At 31.7% G+C, this 20,593-nt stretch carries 14 protein-coding genes; 7 read left to right on the top strand and 7 right to left on the bottom strand.

The window, feature by feature from the left end; translation table 11 throughout:
* Positions 1-210: 210 nt before the first annotated feature.
* The 3 genes from SM9_RS03905 to SM9_RS03895 form a co-directional block, all read right to left on the bottom strand.
* Positions 211-2,925: a valine--tRNA ligase gene (locus SM9_RS03905; RefSeq protein WP_058738895.1), complete on the bottom strand. Its 2,715-nt coding sequence runs from the start codon at positions 2,923-2,925 to the stop codon at positions 211-213.
* A gap of 75 nt (positions 2,926-3,000) precedes the next feature.
* Complete coding sequence (locus SM9_RS03900; protein WP_058738894.1) at positions 3,001-4,779, bottom strand: ABC transporter ATP-binding protein; 1,779 nt, start codon at positions 4,777-4,779, stop codon at positions 3,001-3,003.
* On the bottom strand, positions 4,767-6,476 hold the full coding sequence (locus SM9_RS03895; RefSeq protein WP_058738893.1) for an ABC transporter ATP-binding protein: 1,710 nt from the start codon (positions 6,474-6,476) through the stop codon (positions 4,767-4,769). Before SM9_RS03895 ends, SM9_RS03900 begins: the two co-directional genes overlap by 13 nt.
* A gap of 116 nt (positions 6,477-6,592) precedes the next feature.
* On the opposite strand from SM9_RS03895, the gene SM9_RS03890 reads away from it, so the two are divergent.
* From SM9_RS03890 to SM9_RS03870, 5 genes are all read left to right on the top strand, one after another.
* On the top strand, positions 6,593-6,952 hold the full coding sequence (locus SM9_RS03890) for a hypothetical protein (protein ID WP_058738892.1): 360 nt from the start codon (positions 6,593-6,595) through the stop codon (positions 6,950-6,952).
* A gap of 24 nt (positions 6,953-6,976) precedes the next feature.
* Positions 6,977-8,638 (top strand): phenylalanine--tRNA ligase subunit beta, encoded by a 1,662-nt coding sequence (pheT, locus tag SM9_RS03885; protein WP_058738891.1) that lies wholly within the window; start codon positions 6,977-6,979, stop codon positions 8,636-8,638.
* Positions 8,639-9,250: 612 nt separating this feature from the next.
* Positions 9,251-10,078 (top strand): molybdate ABC transporter substrate-binding protein, encoded by an 828-nt coding sequence (gene modA, locus SM9_RS03880; protein WP_058738890.1) that lies wholly within the window; start codon positions 9,251-9,253, stop codon positions 10,076-10,078.
* 56 nt (positions 10,079-10,134) lie between these two features.
* Positions 10,135-10,809, top strand: a complete 675-nt coding sequence (gene modB / locus SM9_RS03875) for a molybdate ABC transporter permease subunit (RefSeq protein WP_058738889.1) — start codon at positions 10,135-10,137, stop codon at positions 10,807-10,809.
* A gap of 71 nt (positions 10,810-10,880) precedes the next feature.
* On the top strand, positions 10,881-11,918 hold the full coding sequence (locus tag SM9_RS03870) for a sulfate/molybdate ABC transporter ATP-binding protein (protein ID WP_058738888.1): 1,038 nt from the start codon (positions 10,881-10,883) through the stop codon (positions 11,916-11,918).
* A gap of 153 nt (positions 11,919-12,071) precedes the next feature.
* Here the strand turns inward: SM9_RS03870 and SM9_RS03865 are convergent, their stop codons facing one another.
* Positions 12,072-12,473, bottom strand: coding sequence for a secondary thiamine-phosphate synthase enzyme YjbQ (locus tag SM9_RS03865; RefSeq protein WP_058738887.1), 402 nt, complete (start codon positions 12,471-12,473; stop codon positions 12,072-12,074).
* Between the two features lie 50 nt (positions 12,474-12,523).
* Positions 12,524-14,347 (bottom strand): right-handed parallel beta-helix repeat-containing protein, encoded by a 1,824-nt coding sequence (locus SM9_RS03860; protein ID WP_058738886.1) that lies wholly within the window; start codon positions 14,345-14,347, stop codon positions 12,524-12,526.
* Between the two features lie 257 nt (positions 14,348-14,604).
* Here SM9_RS03860 and SM9_RS03855 point away from each other — a divergent pair, with 257 nt between their 5' ends.
* Together SM9_RS03855 and SM9_RS03850 are read left to right on the top strand one after the other, a co-directional pair.
* Positions 14,605-18,042: a NosD domain-containing protein gene (locus tag SM9_RS03855; protein ID WP_058738885.1), complete on the top strand. Its 3,438-nt coding sequence runs from the start codon at positions 14,605-14,607 to the stop codon at positions 18,040-18,042.
* Between the two features lie 186 nt (positions 18,043-18,228).
* On the top strand, positions 18,229-19,677 hold the full coding sequence (locus tag SM9_RS03850) for a GNAT family N-acetyltransferase (RefSeq protein WP_058738884.1): 1,449 nt from the start codon (positions 18,229-18,231) through the stop codon (positions 19,675-19,677).
* Here the strand turns inward: SM9_RS03850 and SM9_RS03845 are convergent.
* Together SM9_RS03845 and rpiA are read right to left on the bottom strand one after the other, a co-directional pair.
* A complete protein-coding gene (locus SM9_RS03845; RefSeq protein WP_058738883.1) occupies positions 19,674-19,892 on the bottom strand; it encodes a hypothetical protein in 219 nt (72 codons plus the stop codon). The two genes, SM9_RS03850 and SM9_RS03845, sit on opposite strands and share 4 nt — an antisense overlap.
* Before the next feature lie 9 nt (positions 19,893-19,901).
* The gene (gene rpiA, locus SM9_RS03840) at positions 19,902-20,588 is read right to left on the bottom strand and encodes a ribose-5-phosphate isomerase RpiA (protein WP_058738882.1); all 687 of its coding nucleotides are present in this window, start codon (positions 20,586-20,588) and stop codon (positions 19,902-19,904) included.
* Between the last annotated feature and the right edge of the window lie 5 nt (positions 20,589-20,593).

Raw genomic sequence — 20,593 nt, 5'->3', positions numbered from 1 at the left:
GGGAGGTCAAACATGCTTTTCACTAACACATCACCACATACATTTTTATGTATGTTTTATCTCACCCTCAAAATTATTCTGTAAAATAAACTATTTAAACTTTTATTACATCAAATAACAATATTATAATGAGTTTAGAAAAAAATAAAGATATTAGAATATTGTTTAGAAAAAATAATTATAAAAAAAGGAAAAAATTGGAAGAATAATTTACCTTATTACTTCCATAATCATATCCAAGTTTTCGGATTGTAAGATATCAACTTTTTTACCTGATGCCCCTACAATCTCTTTTTTGATATTCAACATGTCTTCACTGACTACCAAACCGTCAATATCCAATTCATGATTTTCGGCTAAAATAGAATCAATTTCATCCATTGGAGTTGATTTCAAATAGCCAATGATTTTACCAGCACCTCCTTTGAATTTAGGTCCTATTTGAGACATGTCCGGTTCCACTTCAATGATTTTTTCATGGACTTCAGGTTTTCCGGATTTGATAGCCAAGTCTTTGATTTTCAAAGTACCTTCAATATCTTCAGCAAAGTCTTTGAAAATGCCAATTAACTCATCATCAGTAGTATAGACATTTACTTCTGCAAGTTCTGCATTCAATGGTATTTTTGAAGCGGATTTGAATCTTCTTACTTCATCAATCAAATCAACAGTGGTATCTCCTTTAGTTTCGAATTCTTCACTGATTAATTCATCATTTACTTCAGGCCATGAAGTGGTATGAATTGATTCATCTGAGAAGTATTGATAAACCTCTTCTGTAAAGAACGGTGCAATAGGAGCAAGCAGTTTAAGTGAAGTTTCAACAACAATTCTTAATGTATATTTAGCTGCACGTCTTGATTCATCACTTACGTCACTGTATAATCTGTATTTTACAGCTTCGATATATTCATCACAGAAATCATGCCAGAAGAATCTTTCAATTGATGTAATTGTATCTGCAAAGTTATATTCGGAAAATGCAGTATCCACTTTAACATTCAAGCTGTTTAATTTTGACAATATCCATAAATCAAGAGGTCCTAAATTATCTTTAACTACATCATATGAGACTTCTTCATCAAATATTTGCATGCTGATGAATCTGAATGCGTTCCAGAATTTTCTAAGGAATCTGTATCCATGTTTGATGTCTTTCCAGTCAAATATTACATCAGATCCAGGAACACTGTTAGCTGCCCATGTTCTTAAAGAGTCGGCACCATATTTTTCAATGACCTCTTCAGGTCCGACAACAAATTCAGGTCTTGACTTACTCATTTTGTTTCCGTCTTCACCAAATACCATACCATTGATTACAATGTCATCAAACGGTTTTTGACCGGTTAACGCCAAACATCTGAGTGTTGTATAAAATGCCCAAGTACGTATAATGTCATGACCTTGCGGACGGATATTTGATGGGAAATGATTGATATAATCTTCATCAGGCCATCCTGCAATGGATAACGGTGAAATTGATGAATCCATCCAAGTGTCCAATACATCCTCTTCTGGAATAAACTCTTCACAGCCACATTCACATGGATGTTTAGGTTTGTCCTGAGTTGGATCAATAGGCAAGTCCTCAACATCAGGCAAAATTACTTTTCCACAGTCTTTACAGTACCATACTGGAATTGGAGTTGCAAATATTCTTTGCCTTGAAATACACCAGTCCCATTCCATGGAATCTGCCCAGTTTACCATACGGGATTTCATATGTTCAGGTACCCAGTTCATTTCATCTGCAGCTGTTTTTGTTTTTTCAATCAAGTCTCTTACAGCTACAAACCATTGTTTTTTTACAAGAATTTCAATAGGAGTTTTACATCTCCAGCATTGACCAACATTTTGATCAACCTGTTCTTGTTTTAATAGATATCCTTCAGCTTTCAAGTCTTCAATGGTCTGTTTTTTACAGGTCTGCAAGTCCATTCCTTCGTATCTTCCTGATGCTGCAGTCAATGTACCTGTTTCATCGATTGCATTAATAATTTCCAAATCATATTTTTGAACCCAACTTACGTCAGTCTTATCCCCAAAGGTACAAATCATTACTGCACCAGTACCGAATTCAGGATCTACTTCTTCATCAGCAATAATCTTAACTTTCTGATGGGATAAAGGTACCTCAACATATTTACCTAAAAGATGAGTGTATCTTTCATCTTCAGGATGAATTACAACTGCTACACATGCAGACATCAATTCAGGACGTGTAGTTGCAATTAAAATACCTTCATCAGCAGGGTCAGCCTGTTTGCCTGATGCCTGTGAGGATACTATATCATCATAAGAGTCTTCTACTGCTGGAGGGAAGTTTACATAGTTTAAAAATGTTGTATTGTCACTGTATTCAACTTCTGCAAAAGCAATAGCTGTTTCACAGCGAGGACACCAGTTTACAGGGTGAATTCCCTGATAAATCAATCCTTCATCATACATTTTTAAAAAGGAATACTGGGTTCTTTTCATATACTCAGGAGTCATAGTGACAAATTCACGACTCCAATCCTGTGAATAACCCATTGCCCTCATCTGAGCTTTCATTTTAGCAATGTTATCAGTAGTTAAGTCAACACAATATTCTCTGAATTTTGCACGAGAAACATCATTTTTCTTGATTCCATGAGTTTCCTCAACTTTAACTTCAGTAGGAAGACCATGGCAGTCCCATCCTTGAGTGAATAGCACATCTGCTCCTTTCTGTCTTCTGTATCTTGCATTCATATCAATGTAAACCCAATTTAAAACATGTCCCAAGTGAATAGAACCTGTTGGGTATGGAGGGGGAGTATCGATTACATATCTAGGACGAGAGCCATCTCCAATATATTTGTAGATGTCTTCATCTTCCCATTTCTTCTCCCAAACCTTTTCTTTTTTAAAATCATAGTCTTTAGGAATTTCTTCGTTTGACATATATTTTCTCCTAAAATAATTAAGTAAAAATAATATTATTAAATATATTTTTTATTGTTAATAAAAATATTTAATTTAACTATTCAACGTATTATAATAATAACCTTTTTGATTCAATAATTCGTCGTGACTACCTTGCTCGATAATCTCACCATTTTCAATTACAATTATTTTATCTGCATTTTTAATGGTTGATAATCTGTGAGCAATAATAAAACTGGTTCTGTTTTCCATCAATTTGTCCATAGCTTCCTGAATAAGCTTTTCGGTTCTCGTATCAACTGATGATGTTGCCTCATCCAAAATTAGAATTTCCTTATCCGCGAGAATCGTCCTTGCTATTGTAAGCAGTTGCTTTTGTCCGTGGGAAATATTGTCTGAATCCTCATTTAAAACTGTTTCATATCCATTTGAAAGTTGTCTTATGAAATCATCTGCACGGACCTGCTTTGCCACATCAATTACTTCTTCATCTGTTGCATCCAGTTTTCCATATCGAATATTATTTGCAATCGTATCACTGAAAAGCCATGAGTCCTGAAGCACCATACCAATCAATGACCTTAATGAATTCTTGTCATATTCATTGATGTTTACACCATCAATTTTAATCTCACCTGAATCAACATCATAAAATCTCATGAGCAATTTAACGATTGTAGTTTTTCCAGCACCTGTTTCTCCAATAATAGCGATTTTATCTCCTTTTTTAACATCAAATGACAAATTCTTAATTATTTTTTCATTTTCATAATATCCAAAGCTCACATTTTGAAAAGTTATTGAATCATTCAATTCACTAATTTCAGCATCGGATGGATTAGGCTCATCATCTATTTCTAAAAATTCAAAAATTCTTTCACTTGCCGCCATTGCGGTTTGAACAAGATTCATCACACGAGTAATCTGCTGAATTGGTTGTGTAAAGTTTTTGATGTATTGGAAAAATGCTAAAATATCCCCAACAGCTATGGCTTTTTGAATAACAAATATCGCTCCCAAAACAGCTATTATAACATAAGCCAAATTGGATATGAAGTTCATTAGAGGACCATTAAGACTTGAGTAGAACTGTGATTTCCATTCATGTTTGAACCAGTTTTCATTGTCGCTTTCAAATATTTCCATTTCAGCATCTTCCTGGTTGAATGTTCTTATAATGTCATGCCCCGTAAAAGTTTCTTCGATTTGAGCATTCAGTGAACCTTTAAAAGTTAACTGTTTTAAAAAATAACTTTGAGAATGCTTTGTAATGAATCGAATAACCAAAAATGATATTGGGATTAATATCACTGAAGCAAGCGTCAGCCATAAGTTAATGTATAGCATCATGATTAAGACACCAACGATTGTAATTACTGCTGTCATTAGCTGAATGAATGATTGGGTAATTCCTGTTTGGAGAGAATCCACATCGTTTGTGATTCTTGATAGGATATCTCCACGTTTGTTTTCACCCGCATCATCCATGGACAAATAGGTAATCTTATCCATTATCCGAGTTCTTAGATTGTAACTGATATCTGTTGAAATATCTATTAAAAACCATGTCTGAAGATATGAAAATATGCTGCTTACAACATACAATATTACAACAACACTTAAAAGGAAAAACAATCTGTTTAAATCCAATGTTCCTGTATTGGTTGCAATAGCATTGAGTCCATCAAATATTGTTGTGGTCGCCATACCAATCAACAATGGAGCAATGATTGAAAATACTGTTGAAAGTAATGCACATATAAATGTAATGAATAGCTTTAGCTTATAATCCTTTAATAAGAATAATATGTTTTTAATAGCTTTCTTATTATCCACAGGCTTTTCTGGAGGTCGTCTTTTTATAGGTGGCATGATGAATCCTCCATTTGTGATGATGCAATTTCTGAATAGATTTCACAGCGGTCAATCAAATCTTCATGCAATCCCTTATCAATAATTTCACCATTATCCAAAACGATTATCTCATCCGCATCCTTAATAGTTGAAATTCTCTGAGATACAAACAATATTGAAGAATTTTGAGCGATGTTGTCCAAATTGCTTTTGACGATTGCTTCAGTATTCATGTCCAATGCTGAAAAACAGTCATCAAACAGATAAAAGTCATGAGGGTTGATAATGGCTCTTGCAATTGATAATCTTTGCTTTTGACCCCCTGAAAAGTTGGATCCTCCCTGGGCGACTTCCTGCTCGATATCCTCAATGAAATCTGCCTGGGCCAAATTCAGAGCGTTTTTTATTTCATCATCTGTCGCATCGCGTTTACCTGTTTGCATGTTTGACTTGACAGTTCCCTGAAACAGTATGGCCTCTTGTGGAGTAAAGCTAATCTTATCACGCAAAACCTTCAAATTGAATTCTTTAATGTTAACACCATCAATCAAAATTTCCCCGTCAGTCACATCCTGTAGCCTAGGTATTAAATTTAGAATGGTTGATTTGCCGCTTCCGGTTCCTCCAATTATAGCGGTAGTTTTGCCGGGAATGAGTTTAAAGTTAATGTCTTTCAAGGTCTCTTTTTCACTTCCAGGATATGAATAAGACACATTTTTGAATTCAATAGTCGGATTGTCGCTGATTGATGTAATATCACCGTCAGTAATTGACAGTTCCATATTAAGCACTTCGGCAATACGTCTTGCAGATACCAGAAATCTTGGAAGCATGATGATAAAACCGCCAATCATGATAAATGAAAATACAATTTGGGTGGAATACTGGATAAACGCAATGATATCTCCTGTCAAAATATTTCCTGAAATGGCATCGTATGCACCAAAATACAATATCAGAACTATCATCAAATTCAAAATCAAAGTCATTGCAGGCATCAGAACAAAAAGGTTTCTGAAAACATACAGATTAACATCCCTAAATTCCTCATTGACATACCCGAACTTTTCCTGCTCAAAATCCTGCCTTACAAAAGCCTTTATTACAGGTATTCCTAAAAGTATTTCACGTGCGGTCCTATTCATTTTGTCTATGATTTCCTGAGTTATCTTAAAATAAGGCAATACTCTTATAACAATAATAATCAGCAATATCAAAACTGCAATAAATGTAATAAAAATAATCCAGGACAGATTTCCGCCAAGTTCAAATGCCTTTATAATACTCCCAACACCTAAAATCGGAGCAAAGAAAAGTGTGGTGAATAGGAATCCTAAAACATTCTGTACCTGATTTACATCATTTGTGGAACGGGTAATGAGTGATGATCTTGAAATCCTGTTCAGTTCATGATTGGAAAACTTCAAAACCTTAGTATATATTACCTTTCTTAAATCCTTTGCATAACCAGAGGATACTCTGCTAGAAAAATAAGAAACTCCAATTGTTGCAAATACTGAAATGGCCACCATTATTAGCATTAATGTCCCAATATTTGTAATGTAATTCAAATCTGCATTTTGAATACCAATATCAACAATGCTTGCAGTGTATGATGGAAGAGACAAGTCACAGTAAGCCTCGAGGATTAAAAGAGCAAAAATGATAAAAACATGTGGAAGTTTATTTTTAAAAACCCTGATTAAATTTTTCATATTAATAATTATTATAATCCAATATTCTATTTAAAAATATATGAATAATAGATAATTATATTATATAAAATATTCATAAATAATTATATTATCAATCTTTAAAGGACTGTTGAATAATGGAATTAATATGGTTTTATGTTGCAATTTTTTTAGCTATAAGCGATATATTACACACACAATTAATGTGGAAAGTTTTAAATGACTTCTATGTTATTTTAGGTGGATTAATTTACCATTCAGTTGATTACTCACCTTGGAAAACTTGGGTAATCCATGAACTGATGGAAGCAGCATTTCACTTTGTCATATTGTCCATAGTATTCCTATCACCGACGATAGGACTTTTAGCAGCCCTAACTCATTTTGTAATAGATGTCAGCCATACTGTTTTGATTGGCCATATGGGCGAGTTGGAACACAGAGCATTGCATTTTATTATTGAATCAGTAGTTTTTATGTTAATATATGGATTATAAATAAATTATATGGAGTATACTTAAATGCCAGTTATAACATTCAAATATCAGGATTTAAAAGATTTAGGAATAGATATGGAGAAAGATGAATTAATAGACACATTGCCTATGATGTCCAGTGACATAGAGGACTTTGATGATGAGGAAATAAAAGTTGAATTCTTCCCTAATCGTCCGGACAATTTATCTGTTGAAGGAGTAGCTAGATCTTTTAAAGGTTTTATAGGCCAAGAAGTAGGTCTTCCAAAATATGAAATTGCGGAATCTGGTGAAAGCGTTGTCGTGGAAGATGATGTGGCAGAAATCAGACCATACATAGCCTTTGCAAAAATTGATGATGTTGACTTTACCGGAGACAAGCTTAAATACATCATGGATTTCCAGGAAAACCTTCACTGGGTAATTGGAAGAGACAGAAAAAAAGTGGCTATAGGTATTCACAATGCAGATGTTGTAAAAGCTCCATTCAAATACATTGCAACACCAAAACAGGAAAATTCCTTTGTGCCTTTAGAAAAAGATACTCCAATGACTCCAGAAGAAATTCTAACTGAACATGAAAAAGGTAAGGATTATGCTCATTTAATCGAAGATTTCGATAAATACCCATTAATCCTAGATTGTGATGATAACATATTATCAATGCCTCCAATTATTAACGGAGAATTAACCAAAATCAAAGAAGATACAAAAAACATTATCGTTGACGTAACAGGTACTGATGAGCGAGCAGTTAACCAGGCATTGAATATTATATGCTGCTCATTTGCAGAAGTTGGTGGAAAAATAAAAACCATGGAAGTTAAATACTCAGACAAAACTGTTGTCAGTCCGGATTTAACCCCACAAGAAATCAATGTTCATGTTGATACTGCAAATGAATTGATTGGTGGAATCAACTTAAATGCAGAAGAAATCAGAGAATTATTGTTTAAAGCTCGTTTTAATGCTGAAATCTTAAACGACAATGAATTGAAAGTTTATGTTCCCGCATATAGGGTTGACATATTGCATGAAGTTGATGTTGTTGAAAATATCGCTGTTCAATACAGAATTAATTCAATTGAAGCTGAATTACCTGACATCAATACAGTAGCTTATGAAAATGACTGGTTTAAATCAGAAAGTACAATTCGTGAAGTAATGGTAGGTTTAGGCTTCCAGGAAGTCATGAGTTTAATGCTTACTAATGAAGAATCCCATTATGAATTCATGAAACAAGCTGAACAGGATCACGTTCAGGTTGCAAGGCCAATAACAATTGACAGAACAATGATTCGTACTAGCTTAATTAACAGTTTAATGGAATTTTTAGAAGACAACAAACATGAAGACTTGCCACAAAAAATATTTGAAATCGGTGATGTTCTATACATGGATGAAACTACTGAAAATAAAATCAGACCTTCCAAAAAATTAGCCGGACTAATCTGTCACTCAACTGCAAACTTTACTGAAATTAAATCTGTCGTGACAAGCGTTGTTTCCAATTTAGGCTATTCAATGGAAATTTCAGACAGTGAAAATCCAACATTCATTTACGGTAGAGCTGCTGATTTAATAGGTGAATCTGAAAACGGCAGTATTGAAGGATTCTTTGGTGAAATTTCACCAGAAGTAATTACCAACTTCACATTAGAGTATCCTGTAATTGCCTTTGAAATTGAATTCCTCAACAGGGAATAATAACCATACCATCCTTATTTTATATTTTTTTAAATACTCTTACACACACCATATATTAACAAAACTTCATATCGAGAATGAAAAATTTAAATCTCATTTTAAACACCCACCCAATAGAAAAATCTATTCATAACACATCAAAAATTAAAATAAATAATCAGTTACATATAAAAGAATTGCTTATTATTTTTCGTTGAACATTAACTTTAACATTACTAAATTCAGAGTATTTATCTTAAATTCAACTATATTATCCATTAAAAATTAAATTATCCATTATAATATCAAATTTTTTAAAATTAAAAAAATCATATCGAAATTTAAATGTTAAGATAACCCTAAAAAAATTCAATTTAAAAGTTTTATTCGATATGAAAAACTTTATATATCTTTTTTTTAAATCATATATTAACTAATCTAAATAAATTAAATTAATAATTTGAGATTGTAAAATAACGGGAAAAAAAATTGAACAATAATTTTCATGTTATACTGAGATGTCACTTTGATAAGTAAGTATAATAAAATAAAAAGACACTTTTAACACATTCCTGCTAATCTTTATTATTTATTTAATCTTAATAGCATTAGTTATATTAAAGGAGGATTATTATGAAGTCTAGAAACATATTAATTATCGCTGCTATCTTTATAGTAGCAATTGTCGGTGTAGGTGCTTGTTCTGCTGGCCTATTTGACTTTTTAGGTGGAAATAACAGTTCCAATTCTAACTTAACAGGACAAGAAGTTAACCTAGCAGCTGCAGCTAGTTTAAAAAATGTATATGATGAAAAGTTAATTCCAATGTTTGAACAAAAATATCCTGGTGTGAAAGTTACACCTACTTACGCATCAAGTGGGGATTTACAATCTCAAATTGAAAACGGATTAGAAGCAGATGTTTTCATGTCTGCTGCAAACAAACAGATGAATGCTTTAGCAAATAAAAGTTTAATTAATAATGACACCAATGTTCAATTTTTAGAAAATAAAGTTGTTTTAATTGTACCAAAAGACTCAAGTGCTAACATCTCATCATTTGATGATTTGAAAAAAGTAAACGGTACCATTGCTATTGGTGACCCTGCATCCGTTCCTGCAGGACAATACGGTAAAGAAGTATTAACCAATTTAGGTATTTGGAACGCTACAGAATCTAAAATGTCCTTAGGTACCAGTGTAACCGCTGTATTAAACCAAGTAGCTGAAGGATCTGCAGACTGCGGTATTGTATATGCTACTGATGCTAAATCAAATGATAAAGTTAAAGTAGTTTGTGAAGCTCCTGAAGGATCTTTAAAAACTCCAGTAATTTATCCAGTAGCTGAACTTAAAAATCCTAAACATCCAGAAGCTGCAAAAGCATTTATGGAATTTTTAAAAACCAAAGAAGCTAAAGATGTCTTCGTTGAATATGGATTTACTATTCACGAAAAATAAATTTATAAATTATTAATTATGTAAATAATTAGTAATAGATTAAAGGTGATAAAGACATGACAGATTGGTCTCCCATTTTCATATCAATGAAAACTGCAAGCTTATCAATTTTAGTAACCTTCTTTTTAGGTTTGATTGTTGCTTGGATTCTCATTAAGATTAAAAATGATACAGTGAAAATTGTACTTGATGGTGTTTTTACACTACCTCTTGTATTGCCCCCTACTGTAGTAGGGTTCTTTTTATTGTATATTTTTGGGGTTAGAGGACCAATAGGAAAGTTTTTTTTAGACTTTTTTACTGTGAAAATAGCATTTTCATGGACTGCAACAGTAATTGCAGCTGTCGTCATGTCTTTTCCTTTAATGTACCGTTCTGCTCGAGGAGCATTTGAACAAGTTGATTCAAACTTGTTGGATGCTGGACGTACATTAGGTATGTCCGAGTGGAAAATTTTCTGGAAAGTTCTATTTGCAAATGCCTTGCCGGGAATTATCAGTGGAGGAATTCTTGCCTATGCTCGTGGTTTAGGTGAATTCGGTGCTACAGCAATGATTGCAGGTAATATAGCAGGACAGACCAGAACTCTCCCTATGGCAGTTTATTCAGAAGTGGCTGCGGGAAATATGGGGGAAGCATTCCATTATGTAATTTTCATTGTTATAATATCATTCTTTGTTATTTTTATTATGGACTATGTTACTATACGGAAAGAAAAGCAATGGAAATAATTTACTATTTATACTAATAGAAATAAATTTTTTAATAAATATCATTTTTTAAATATTATAGGGGATTGGCTATGAGCAATAGATTATTGAAAGTAAACATCCAAAAGAAACTTAAAGAATTTGACTTAGATGTTGATTTTGAATTGAAAAAAGGGTGTTTGGGTATTCTCGGTCCTTCTGGTTGTGGGAAAAGTATGACATTGAAATCTATTGCAGGAATTGTAGACCCCGATAAAGGTATTGTAAGTTTAACTATGGATGAAGAAACAGTTTACTTTGATTCGGATAGTAAAATCAATCTAAAACCTCAAAAAAGAAATGTAGGTTACTTATTTCAAAATTATGCACTATTTCCAAATATGACAGTAGAAGAAAATGTTGCTATTGGACTGTCCAAAAATGATGATAGGAAAATCGTTTCAGAAATGATAAAACGTTTTCATTTAGAAGGATTGGAGAAAAGGTATCCAAGACAATTGTCTGGAGGCCAGCAGCAAAGAGTGGCATTGGCTCGTATATTAGCCTATGGTCCTGATGTTATTTTATTTGATGAACCGTTCAGTGCTCTTGACACTTATTTAAAAGAGCAATTACGTATTGAACTTGTAAATATGCTAAAAGATTTTTACGGATTTTCCATTTTGGTTACACATGACCGTGATGAGGCATTCCAATTTTGCGATGAACTTTTAATCTTGGATCAGGGAAAAATCATAGCAAGAGGAGAAACCCATGAAATATTTGAAGATCCTAAAAAAGTTGAAGTCGCAAGGCTTACTGGATGTAAAAATATTTCTAAAATAGAAATTATTGATGAACATCACTTTAAATCCCTAGATTGGGAAACAACATTTGAAGTATCTAAAAAAATTACACCAAACATCACACATGTTGGAATAAGAGCACATGATTTTAAACCTGGTGAAAAAGATGATGTCAATTCCATCAACACTACAAATGCAACTAAATTAGAAATGCCTTTTGAATGGGAAATAACTTTGGAAAATGGTTTATGGTGGAAAATTGAAAAGCAAATGCATAATCATGACTTTGAAATTCCAAAGTATCTGAAAATTAATCCTGAAGATATTCTATTACTAGAGGAATAATTCTTTTAATACCACAATTTTCTCATTTGTACATCCATCTCTTGATAACTAATATTGTTATTTGGTGTAACATCAAATGGTAAATTACTTAAAACTATTGAAATTATAATAATTAATATAATAAGTATTAAAATTATCACCCATCTTTTCATTTTAATCACTGATGAATTTTAAATTAACTGTTCTATTTTTTCTTGGCCCATCAAGTTCTATGAAAAATACTGATTGCCAAGTTCCTAAATCAAGTTGACCATGAGTAATAGGTATCGTTTCACTAGAAGATAACAAAAATGATTTTAAGTGAGACTTTGCATTGTTATCTATATTATCATGCTTCCAGGAGTATTTATCTGAAACTAAATCTGACAGCATCAATTCCAAATCTGCCAAAAGACCACTTTCATTTTCATTGACAACAATAGCTGAAGTAGAATGTTTGGAAAAAACATTAACAATACCAGAATCAATATCAATTTCCTGATTTATCATTGATGTGATATCAATAATTTCAAAATTTTTATTTGTATTTAAAATTAGTTTTTTATATGACATCATATTATAATATGTAAAAACTAGTATAAAAAAATAAAAAAAGAGTTTAAATTTTAATCGAACTCATTTTTACGTCTGTACCCATAGACAAAGATTCCAACCAAAAATCCAATGGCCAATACAATCACTATTGAATTGTCCTGCAAAGGATTAGCTTTTTTACTAACAGAATCCAATTCATATACTTTTCCTTCATTTTGTGAATCACCTGGAGAAGATGATTCTCCAGAATCAATACTTCCAGACTCTGCAGCATTTTCCTGTCCCTGAGACTGTTCTTCTTCACCAGTTTGAGATTCAGATTCAGATAAAATATCTGAGCTATTAGTACCATAATTAGCAATAACTTGACCCCGATTATTGGATACAGTACTGCTATTTGAATGGGTATTTGCATTAGCATTTCCATTACTGTTTGAAGAAGATCCTTGGTTACCATCATTTGAACTAGTCGTTGAATTAGATGAACCGCTACCAGAACCAGAACCTGAAGAAGATCCACTTCCAGAACCTGAACCTTTTTCATTTCCAGAACTTCCAGATGAAGAACCTTTGTTATCATCAGAAGAAGGAGTGTATTTTTCTACAGTTTCTTTACGATAATCAGGTACTTTTTCACCATGTTTGATTTCAACCTCATGACTTTGACTTGAATCAATTTCCACAAACCCTTTACCATTCTGTATTTCTACACTATATTCCTTACCATCTATAGAAATCTTTTGGTCAAAGAATGCAAAATCATTGACAGGCTGTCCATCTTCATAAATTTGTATACCAATACCATTGGAAACTGATGAAAAATCCATTTTTAATATTTTAGCAAGAAGCATCGGACATATGAATGTATGTTCACCATCATTCGAATCAAAATAATTTGGCCCTAACTTAAATTGTTCTTTTGAGGGATTGTTTTTTGCCTGGAAATTCTCATTGTGCATTAATGCATTGTATGAAATATCAGGAAGTTGTTTTCTGTTACTTTCAAACTCTTCACCAAATAAAAATCCATTTCCAGTTTCAAAACCACCCAATTCAGAATCAGGATCCATACGATTATATTCTAATGTATTATATAAGAACTTATCACCCAATGAGTGGGCATTTAAATAAATCCCATTTGTATTCTCATAGACATGATTATAGGAAACATTGTTATTAAAAGATTCGTTATATATTGAAATTCCATTAAATTCATTAGAATAAACTTCATTCCAACTAATTAAAGAATTTATCATGTTAGATGTTTCAATTCCTGACCTTCCATTAAAGCAAACAGTATTATTAAATATTAAAATATTATTGATATCTTGAACCTGAATACTGTTTTTAGAAGCATTATGAATATAATTATTCTTTATTTGAACATCACTAACATTTCTGACTAAAACATTATTTAACGCTTCAGAAATTATATTATTTTCAATAATTGTATTAGATGACTTATCTAAGACTACAGCATAATCAGCAGAAGTAGCTATTATATTAAATCCAGATAATATACTACCAGAACTGTTTTGAGTAAAATAGAATCCGAAAGTATTACCTATCCCCAAACTTTTAGCATTTTCACTCAAAGATGATGCAACATTAATTGTACTATTTTTACTTGAAAGAAGATTTAGTTGTTTATTGACAATCAATGAAATATTATCATAATCTTTAGAAGTAAATTGAAATGTATCGCCATTATTTGCATTATCAAACATGCTTTGAATTTCATCATTTGATAAATCAGAAGTTACAATATAACTATTTCCATCACTGAAATTAGTATTAACAACTTCATAATTTGCAGATACAGTTGAAACTAAAAATAAAGCAAATAGGCAAATTATAAAAAATTTAAAAACAATGTTAACTTTTTTTATATTCATTCAAAATCTACTCTCGATATGTATTTTAAATCATAACAATTTAACTGATTTACACTTAATTTTATTTATCGTTATGCAATATAAAGTTTATTGAAAATTTTTAAAAAATAAGAATATATAACACTTGTTTTGAAAAAATAAAGAATATAACATAGTTATGAAAATATATTTAAGCAATTTCTAATATACAATATTACATTAAATGTATATCGAATTAATTTTTTCTACATTTAATAATATATAAATCGAGGAATAATATGGATTGTAAAAAATTATTATTAGGAATTTTTATAGTTTTTATTGTCCTTATGGGTTCAAGCATGGTATTTGCTGAAGATATATCCGATGATACATCATCACAAGATAATACTCTTGCTATAAGTTATAATGACAATATTCAAACTGCTTCCCAACAGACAATACGTGCTGGATCTAACAGTACCACCATACAAAATACAATTAATGGCATGTCTGATGGAGATACATTAAATTTTGAATCTGGAACATATACAGACATCTGTATATATGTAGATAAAAGCATAACAATAAATGGAAATGGTGCAACTTTAATAGGATTTAATTCTCCAGGAGTTAATAACTCCAACATTCCTAGTCAAGTTAAAGCAACAACAGATGAAGGAGGATATGCAGTTACAAATTTTGCAACAGTATATCTTTTAAATGCTCCAAAAATATCCATGAATGGATTAACAATAGTTGGTTTAAATTCAACAACATATTCTAATGCTGCTTTATACATCAGCCAAGTTAATGGAGTAAATATTGACAGCAACACTATTGAAGGATCATCTTGGGGTATTTATATGACTAGTTCTCCAGATGGAACAGTTACAAACAATAAAATCCAAAATCAAAAAACTACAGGATTTTTAAATTTTGGATCAGCAAGAACATTAATTGCAAACAACACTGTAATCAATGCTAAAAATCACGGTATTGATGTAAGACATGGAACCGGACCAAACGTTCAAATTATCAATAATACAGTTGTTGGTTCTAAAGAAGGAATTTATTTAATGCACTCCAAAGGTCACACTGCAACACAAAACACATTAATTAACTGTACTATAAGTTCAATTACATGTTATGGTTCATCAGAAGTTAATTTATATGACAATACAATGCGTAAATCAAGAATTGGTGTATTATTAGGTGGAGGATATTCCAACATCACTATTGGAGAAAATACTTTCCAATTAGATAATTTACCATTCCCGCCAACATTTGTTTATTATATCGCAAGTGCAGAATCAGATTATCAAAGTGCAACAGATGATATTGGAGTTTACACTGATTCAACTTTATCAGAAGACGTATATTCTAATAAAACAAATATTCCAATCCCAAAAGAAATTTCAATTGATTATAATAATATCTTAACCCCAACAGGTACTACATACAATGTTTCTAGTGATGCTACATCAACAGACATTCAAACAATCATTGACTCAATGAAAGATGGAGATACTTTAAATTTTGCTGAAAATGCAATTTATAATGACATTTGTATTTACACAGATAAAAATATAAAAATTATCGGTAACAATGCAACATTAATTGGATATGATAAACTCAATAGTGAAAATGTACCCGAAAAAGTAAGAAATCAAAGTGCTAATGGTGGATATGCAGTTGCATACTATGCGGTACTATACACCTTAAATAATACACATACAGTAATTTCTGATTTAAACATTATTAGTAAATATCCAGGATATAATCCTACCAAAGCAACAACTACAACTGACGAATACAAAACAGCTGGAATTTATGCTGATGCAAGTAATAACTTAACTATTACTGGATGCGCAATCGAAGGCGCATCATTCGGTATATTCATGCAATACTCCGGAGATTCAATAATTACAGACAATAACATACATGACCAATATACAAATGGTATAATCAATTTTGGATCACCTAGAGACATAATAGCCAACAATACCATTACCAATGTGGTAAACCATGGAATTGACGTAAGACATGGAACCGGACCGAATGTTGTAGTATTTAATAACACAATTAATGGTGCAAAAGAAGGAATTTATTTAATGCACTCCAAAGGACATATGGTTTATAACAACACTATACTAAATGGAAGAATATCTTCAATTACAGCATATGGTTCTGGAAATGAGTATATATTTAACAATACAATGATTGGAAGTAGAATTGCATTATTACTTGGTGGAGGATACTATAATGTGACTATTGGAGAAAATGAATATGATTTAGACTTCTTACCATTCCCTCCAACATTCGTAACATACATTGCATTTGCAGACTCACAATACCAAAGTGCGGAGGATGTGCAAGGAACTTATAGCGATGGAGCACATGATTCTCCATCATATACCGCACCTGCAACAATCATTGCTGAAGATTTAACAAGCAATAGTACTAAATTTAACTATAGTTCCATTTTAAAAGATAGAAATGGAAGCGAAATAGCTAATGAAACATTAGTATTTGAAATTAATGGTGAAAGTTACTCAGCAATTACAAATTCAAAAGGTATTGCAACAATTAATGTAATTTTACCAAATGGAAATTATACTGCAGTTGTAAGCTTTGCTGGAAATGATAAAATTGGTAAAAAAACCGAACAATCAACAATCAGTGTGAACAGTCCAAATGCAGTGGAATTAACCGCTCCAGAAATTGAAATGTATTATAAAAACGGTACTAAATTCATAATTACATTAACTTCAAATGGTACGGGCATTGCGAATGAAAGTGTAATCATTTCCATTAATGGGGTAAATAACACCCGTACAACCAATGAAAACGGTACTATTAATATGAACATTAACTTAAACAGTGGCGAATATGATACTGTTGTTTACTATGAAGGAAATGACAAATATGATCCTGCTAAAGTAAATTCAAAAATTACCGTGTTATCTACAGTATATGGTAACGACATAACCAAAATATTCAAAAATGGAACCCAATATTATGCAACATTCTTGGATAATCAAGGAAATCCATTAGCAGCTGGAACAACCGTAACTTTCAACATCAACGGTGTAGGATACAAACGCCAAATCAATGGCAGTGAAGGTAAAGCAAAACTAAACATCAACTTAAACCAAGGAAAATATGTTATTACTGCAATAAATCCAGAAACTAAAGAAATGGGAAGTAACAATATTACTGTTCTTTCAAAAATAACTGAAAACAATGATTTGATTAAATACTACAGAAACAATTCCCAATATGTTGTAAAAGTATTGGATGATGAGGGCAATCCTGTTGGTGCCAATCAGACAGTTACTTTCAACATTAACGGTGTAATGTATGAAAGAAAAACCAATGAATCCGGATATGCAAAATTAAACATTAATTTACCTCCAGATGATTATGTAATTACTGCAAGTTATGATGGATGTAATGTAGCCAATAACATTACTGTTTTACCTGTTTTATCTGCAGGTGATGTTGATATGAAATATCGTGATGGCACAAAATTTGTTGCAAAACTTGTTGATGGAAATGGAAATCCATTTGCAAACCAGACAATAGGTTTTAATATTAATGGTGTATTCTATAATAGAATAACAAACGAAAATGGTGAAGCAAGATTAAACATTAATTTAATGGCCGGAGAATACATTATCACATCATCATATAATGGCTGCAATATTGCAAATACCATAAAAATCACTGCATAAGTAAATGAAAAATTCATTTACTTCTTTTTTTATTTTTTTGTTAACCTTAAAAAAAGTAGCCATAAACTATATAAATTAGGAATAACTAAATTTTAAGTTAATTTTTAGTTAAAACTAAACAATGAATCGAATATTTTAAATATAACAAGCATTAAAATAAGATTAATTAAAATAAAATGTGATATCTTGGAAAAAATTAATTATTTAACACGAGAAGACAACACACAAAAGGTTTACTTGACCGAAAATACAATAAACATTACTCCACTTTTAGAAAAGGAATATGAATACATTTACAATTCAATAAAAGATGAGCATTTCATATTGAAAAGTGAAGAGTGCAATTTATTCAAGGAACTGGTTTTTGACAATAATGTTATAGGTTTTTGTTCATATGATTTTTCAAGGGAGTTCATGACAGCAGCCCTAAACAACATCTACATCCTACCCGAATTCAGAGGAAATAAACTTTTTATTCAAGAGCTTGAAAAGACAATGAAAGAGCATAATAAGCCAAGCATCATAGAACCGACACGTTTTCTAATAGAACTGCTGATTAAATACGGATATGCTAAAAAAATCAATGAAAATATTGCTGCAAGCGCTATTGAACTGATTGTCCCTGGAGAGCATGTAATCGCCAATAAGGAAATAGAGACTGAAGAAGAATTATCCACCCATTTTTATGATTTGAATATCTGTGCACCTATACATTTATTGGACATGAAAAGCTGCCTTATAGCATACAGCCTTCCGCTGAATGATGATATAATAAGATACGATTGCATAAATAAAAGATCAAAACTCGATGATGATTATTTTAATGAAATTAAAGAATTGTTCATTGAAAAAGACGAAAAAATTCTTGGAATTTTGGTGGAATTAGAAGAAAAGCTTCCATTAAAAGAATTTAGCCTAGAAGAAGTAATCGGGAACGATGATGAACTGTCACCATATATAGAAACATTAATTGATGATGCACATGTTACATATTCCAGAGCTTTGGAAATCAAAGAACAAATAAAGGAGGAATATGAAGCAGGAATGATTTTTAATGAGTCACTTTTAATCAGATTAGCATACCTCTTCAACATTCCAGAAGAGCCTACGTTAATTACACATGATGAAACATGTCCATACTGCGAAATGCCTATTGACAAGCATGACAAGTATTGCCATTACTGTGGAATAAACTTAAATTATAATCTGATTGAAACAGAAAAGAATTTAATTAACTCAATCCATCAATACAATAAAAACAATACTGATGAAGACATCAGATACATTGCGTATAAATTCCTGAAAATGATTAATGAAAAAATTGACTTTGAATATTCCGTTTTTATGTGTGAAAAAAATTTCAATATTAATTTTAATGTGTTGAAGAAATATTTGAATGAAAACAACTACATCAATGATGAAAGCATTACGGAAGAAGGAATTGAGTTTTTAAACAACCATCCACTACATTACTATGAAAAATACCGAATGGACATCATCGACTATACAAAATTTGAAGAGTATTACTGGAACCATCCGGATTTAAGTGGTGAAGAAATCTGTTTAAAGTTTTTAGACCAATATGATGATGAATGTTCTAATGAAATAAAAGAAGAAATTAAAAGAAATATCTAATAAGTATTTCTTTTTGACAATGCTACATATACAATGAATATTCCAATGAGCAACAGAACTATTTGCGGGAATATTGCAAAGAAAATCCTAGGAATTATCTGTAACTCAGCAAGCAGCCACAAAAGTGCATAAATAATAATTATTATGCCTATCAACAAAACAACCTTATTTAAATAGCTCCTTAAATTATATGGATCTAAACCCGGAATAGGCATTAAATCACCTTATAACTCTTTTGTACCATCAGAGGTTCCAACAATGACCCGATCTACCATTTGTGTAAATATTCCATTTTCAACAACTCCTGGAATTGAATTCAAGTCAATCTCCAAATGCTGAGGACTGGCTATTTCACTAAACTTAGCATCAATTACAAAATTGCCATTGTCAGTTATTACAGGACCGTCCTTTCTTTGAGCCATCCTGATTTCACATTCAGCACCCATATCCTCCAATGCCTGAATTACAACACGTGAAGCATCTGGAATTACCTCAACAGGCACAGGAAATGTTCCTAATTTTCCAACAACTTTTGATTCGTCTACAATTACAATGAATTCTTTTGCAGCATAATCGACAATTTTTTCTTTGGTGTGTGCTGCTCCACCACCCTTAATAAGATTAAAATCACTATCAACCTCATCTGCTCCATCTACAGACAAGTCAATATCATTTTCTTCCAAAGTTGTTATTGGAATATTCCATTTTTTAGCTAGCAGTAATGATTGGAATGAAGTTGGAATTCCTTTTACTTTGATTCCTTCTTCAGCCATTCTCATACCAACTTTTTCAATGAAATAATGGGTTGTAGAACCTGTTCCCAATCCTAAAACCATTCCATCTTCAACATATTCTGCAGCCTTATAACCTGCATTTTTTTTACTAGAATCGTTTTTACTAGCATTTTTCATAATCA

The sequence above is a fragment of the Methanobrevibacter millerae genome (assembly GCF_001477655.1).
Taxonomy (GTDB): domain Archaea; phylum Methanobacteriota; class Methanobacteria; order Methanobacteriales; family Methanobacteriaceae; genus Methanocatella; species Methanocatella millerae_A.
The sequence above is the reverse complement of the archived record's forward strand: the minus strand, read 5'-3'. Positions and strand labels throughout refer to the sequence as shown.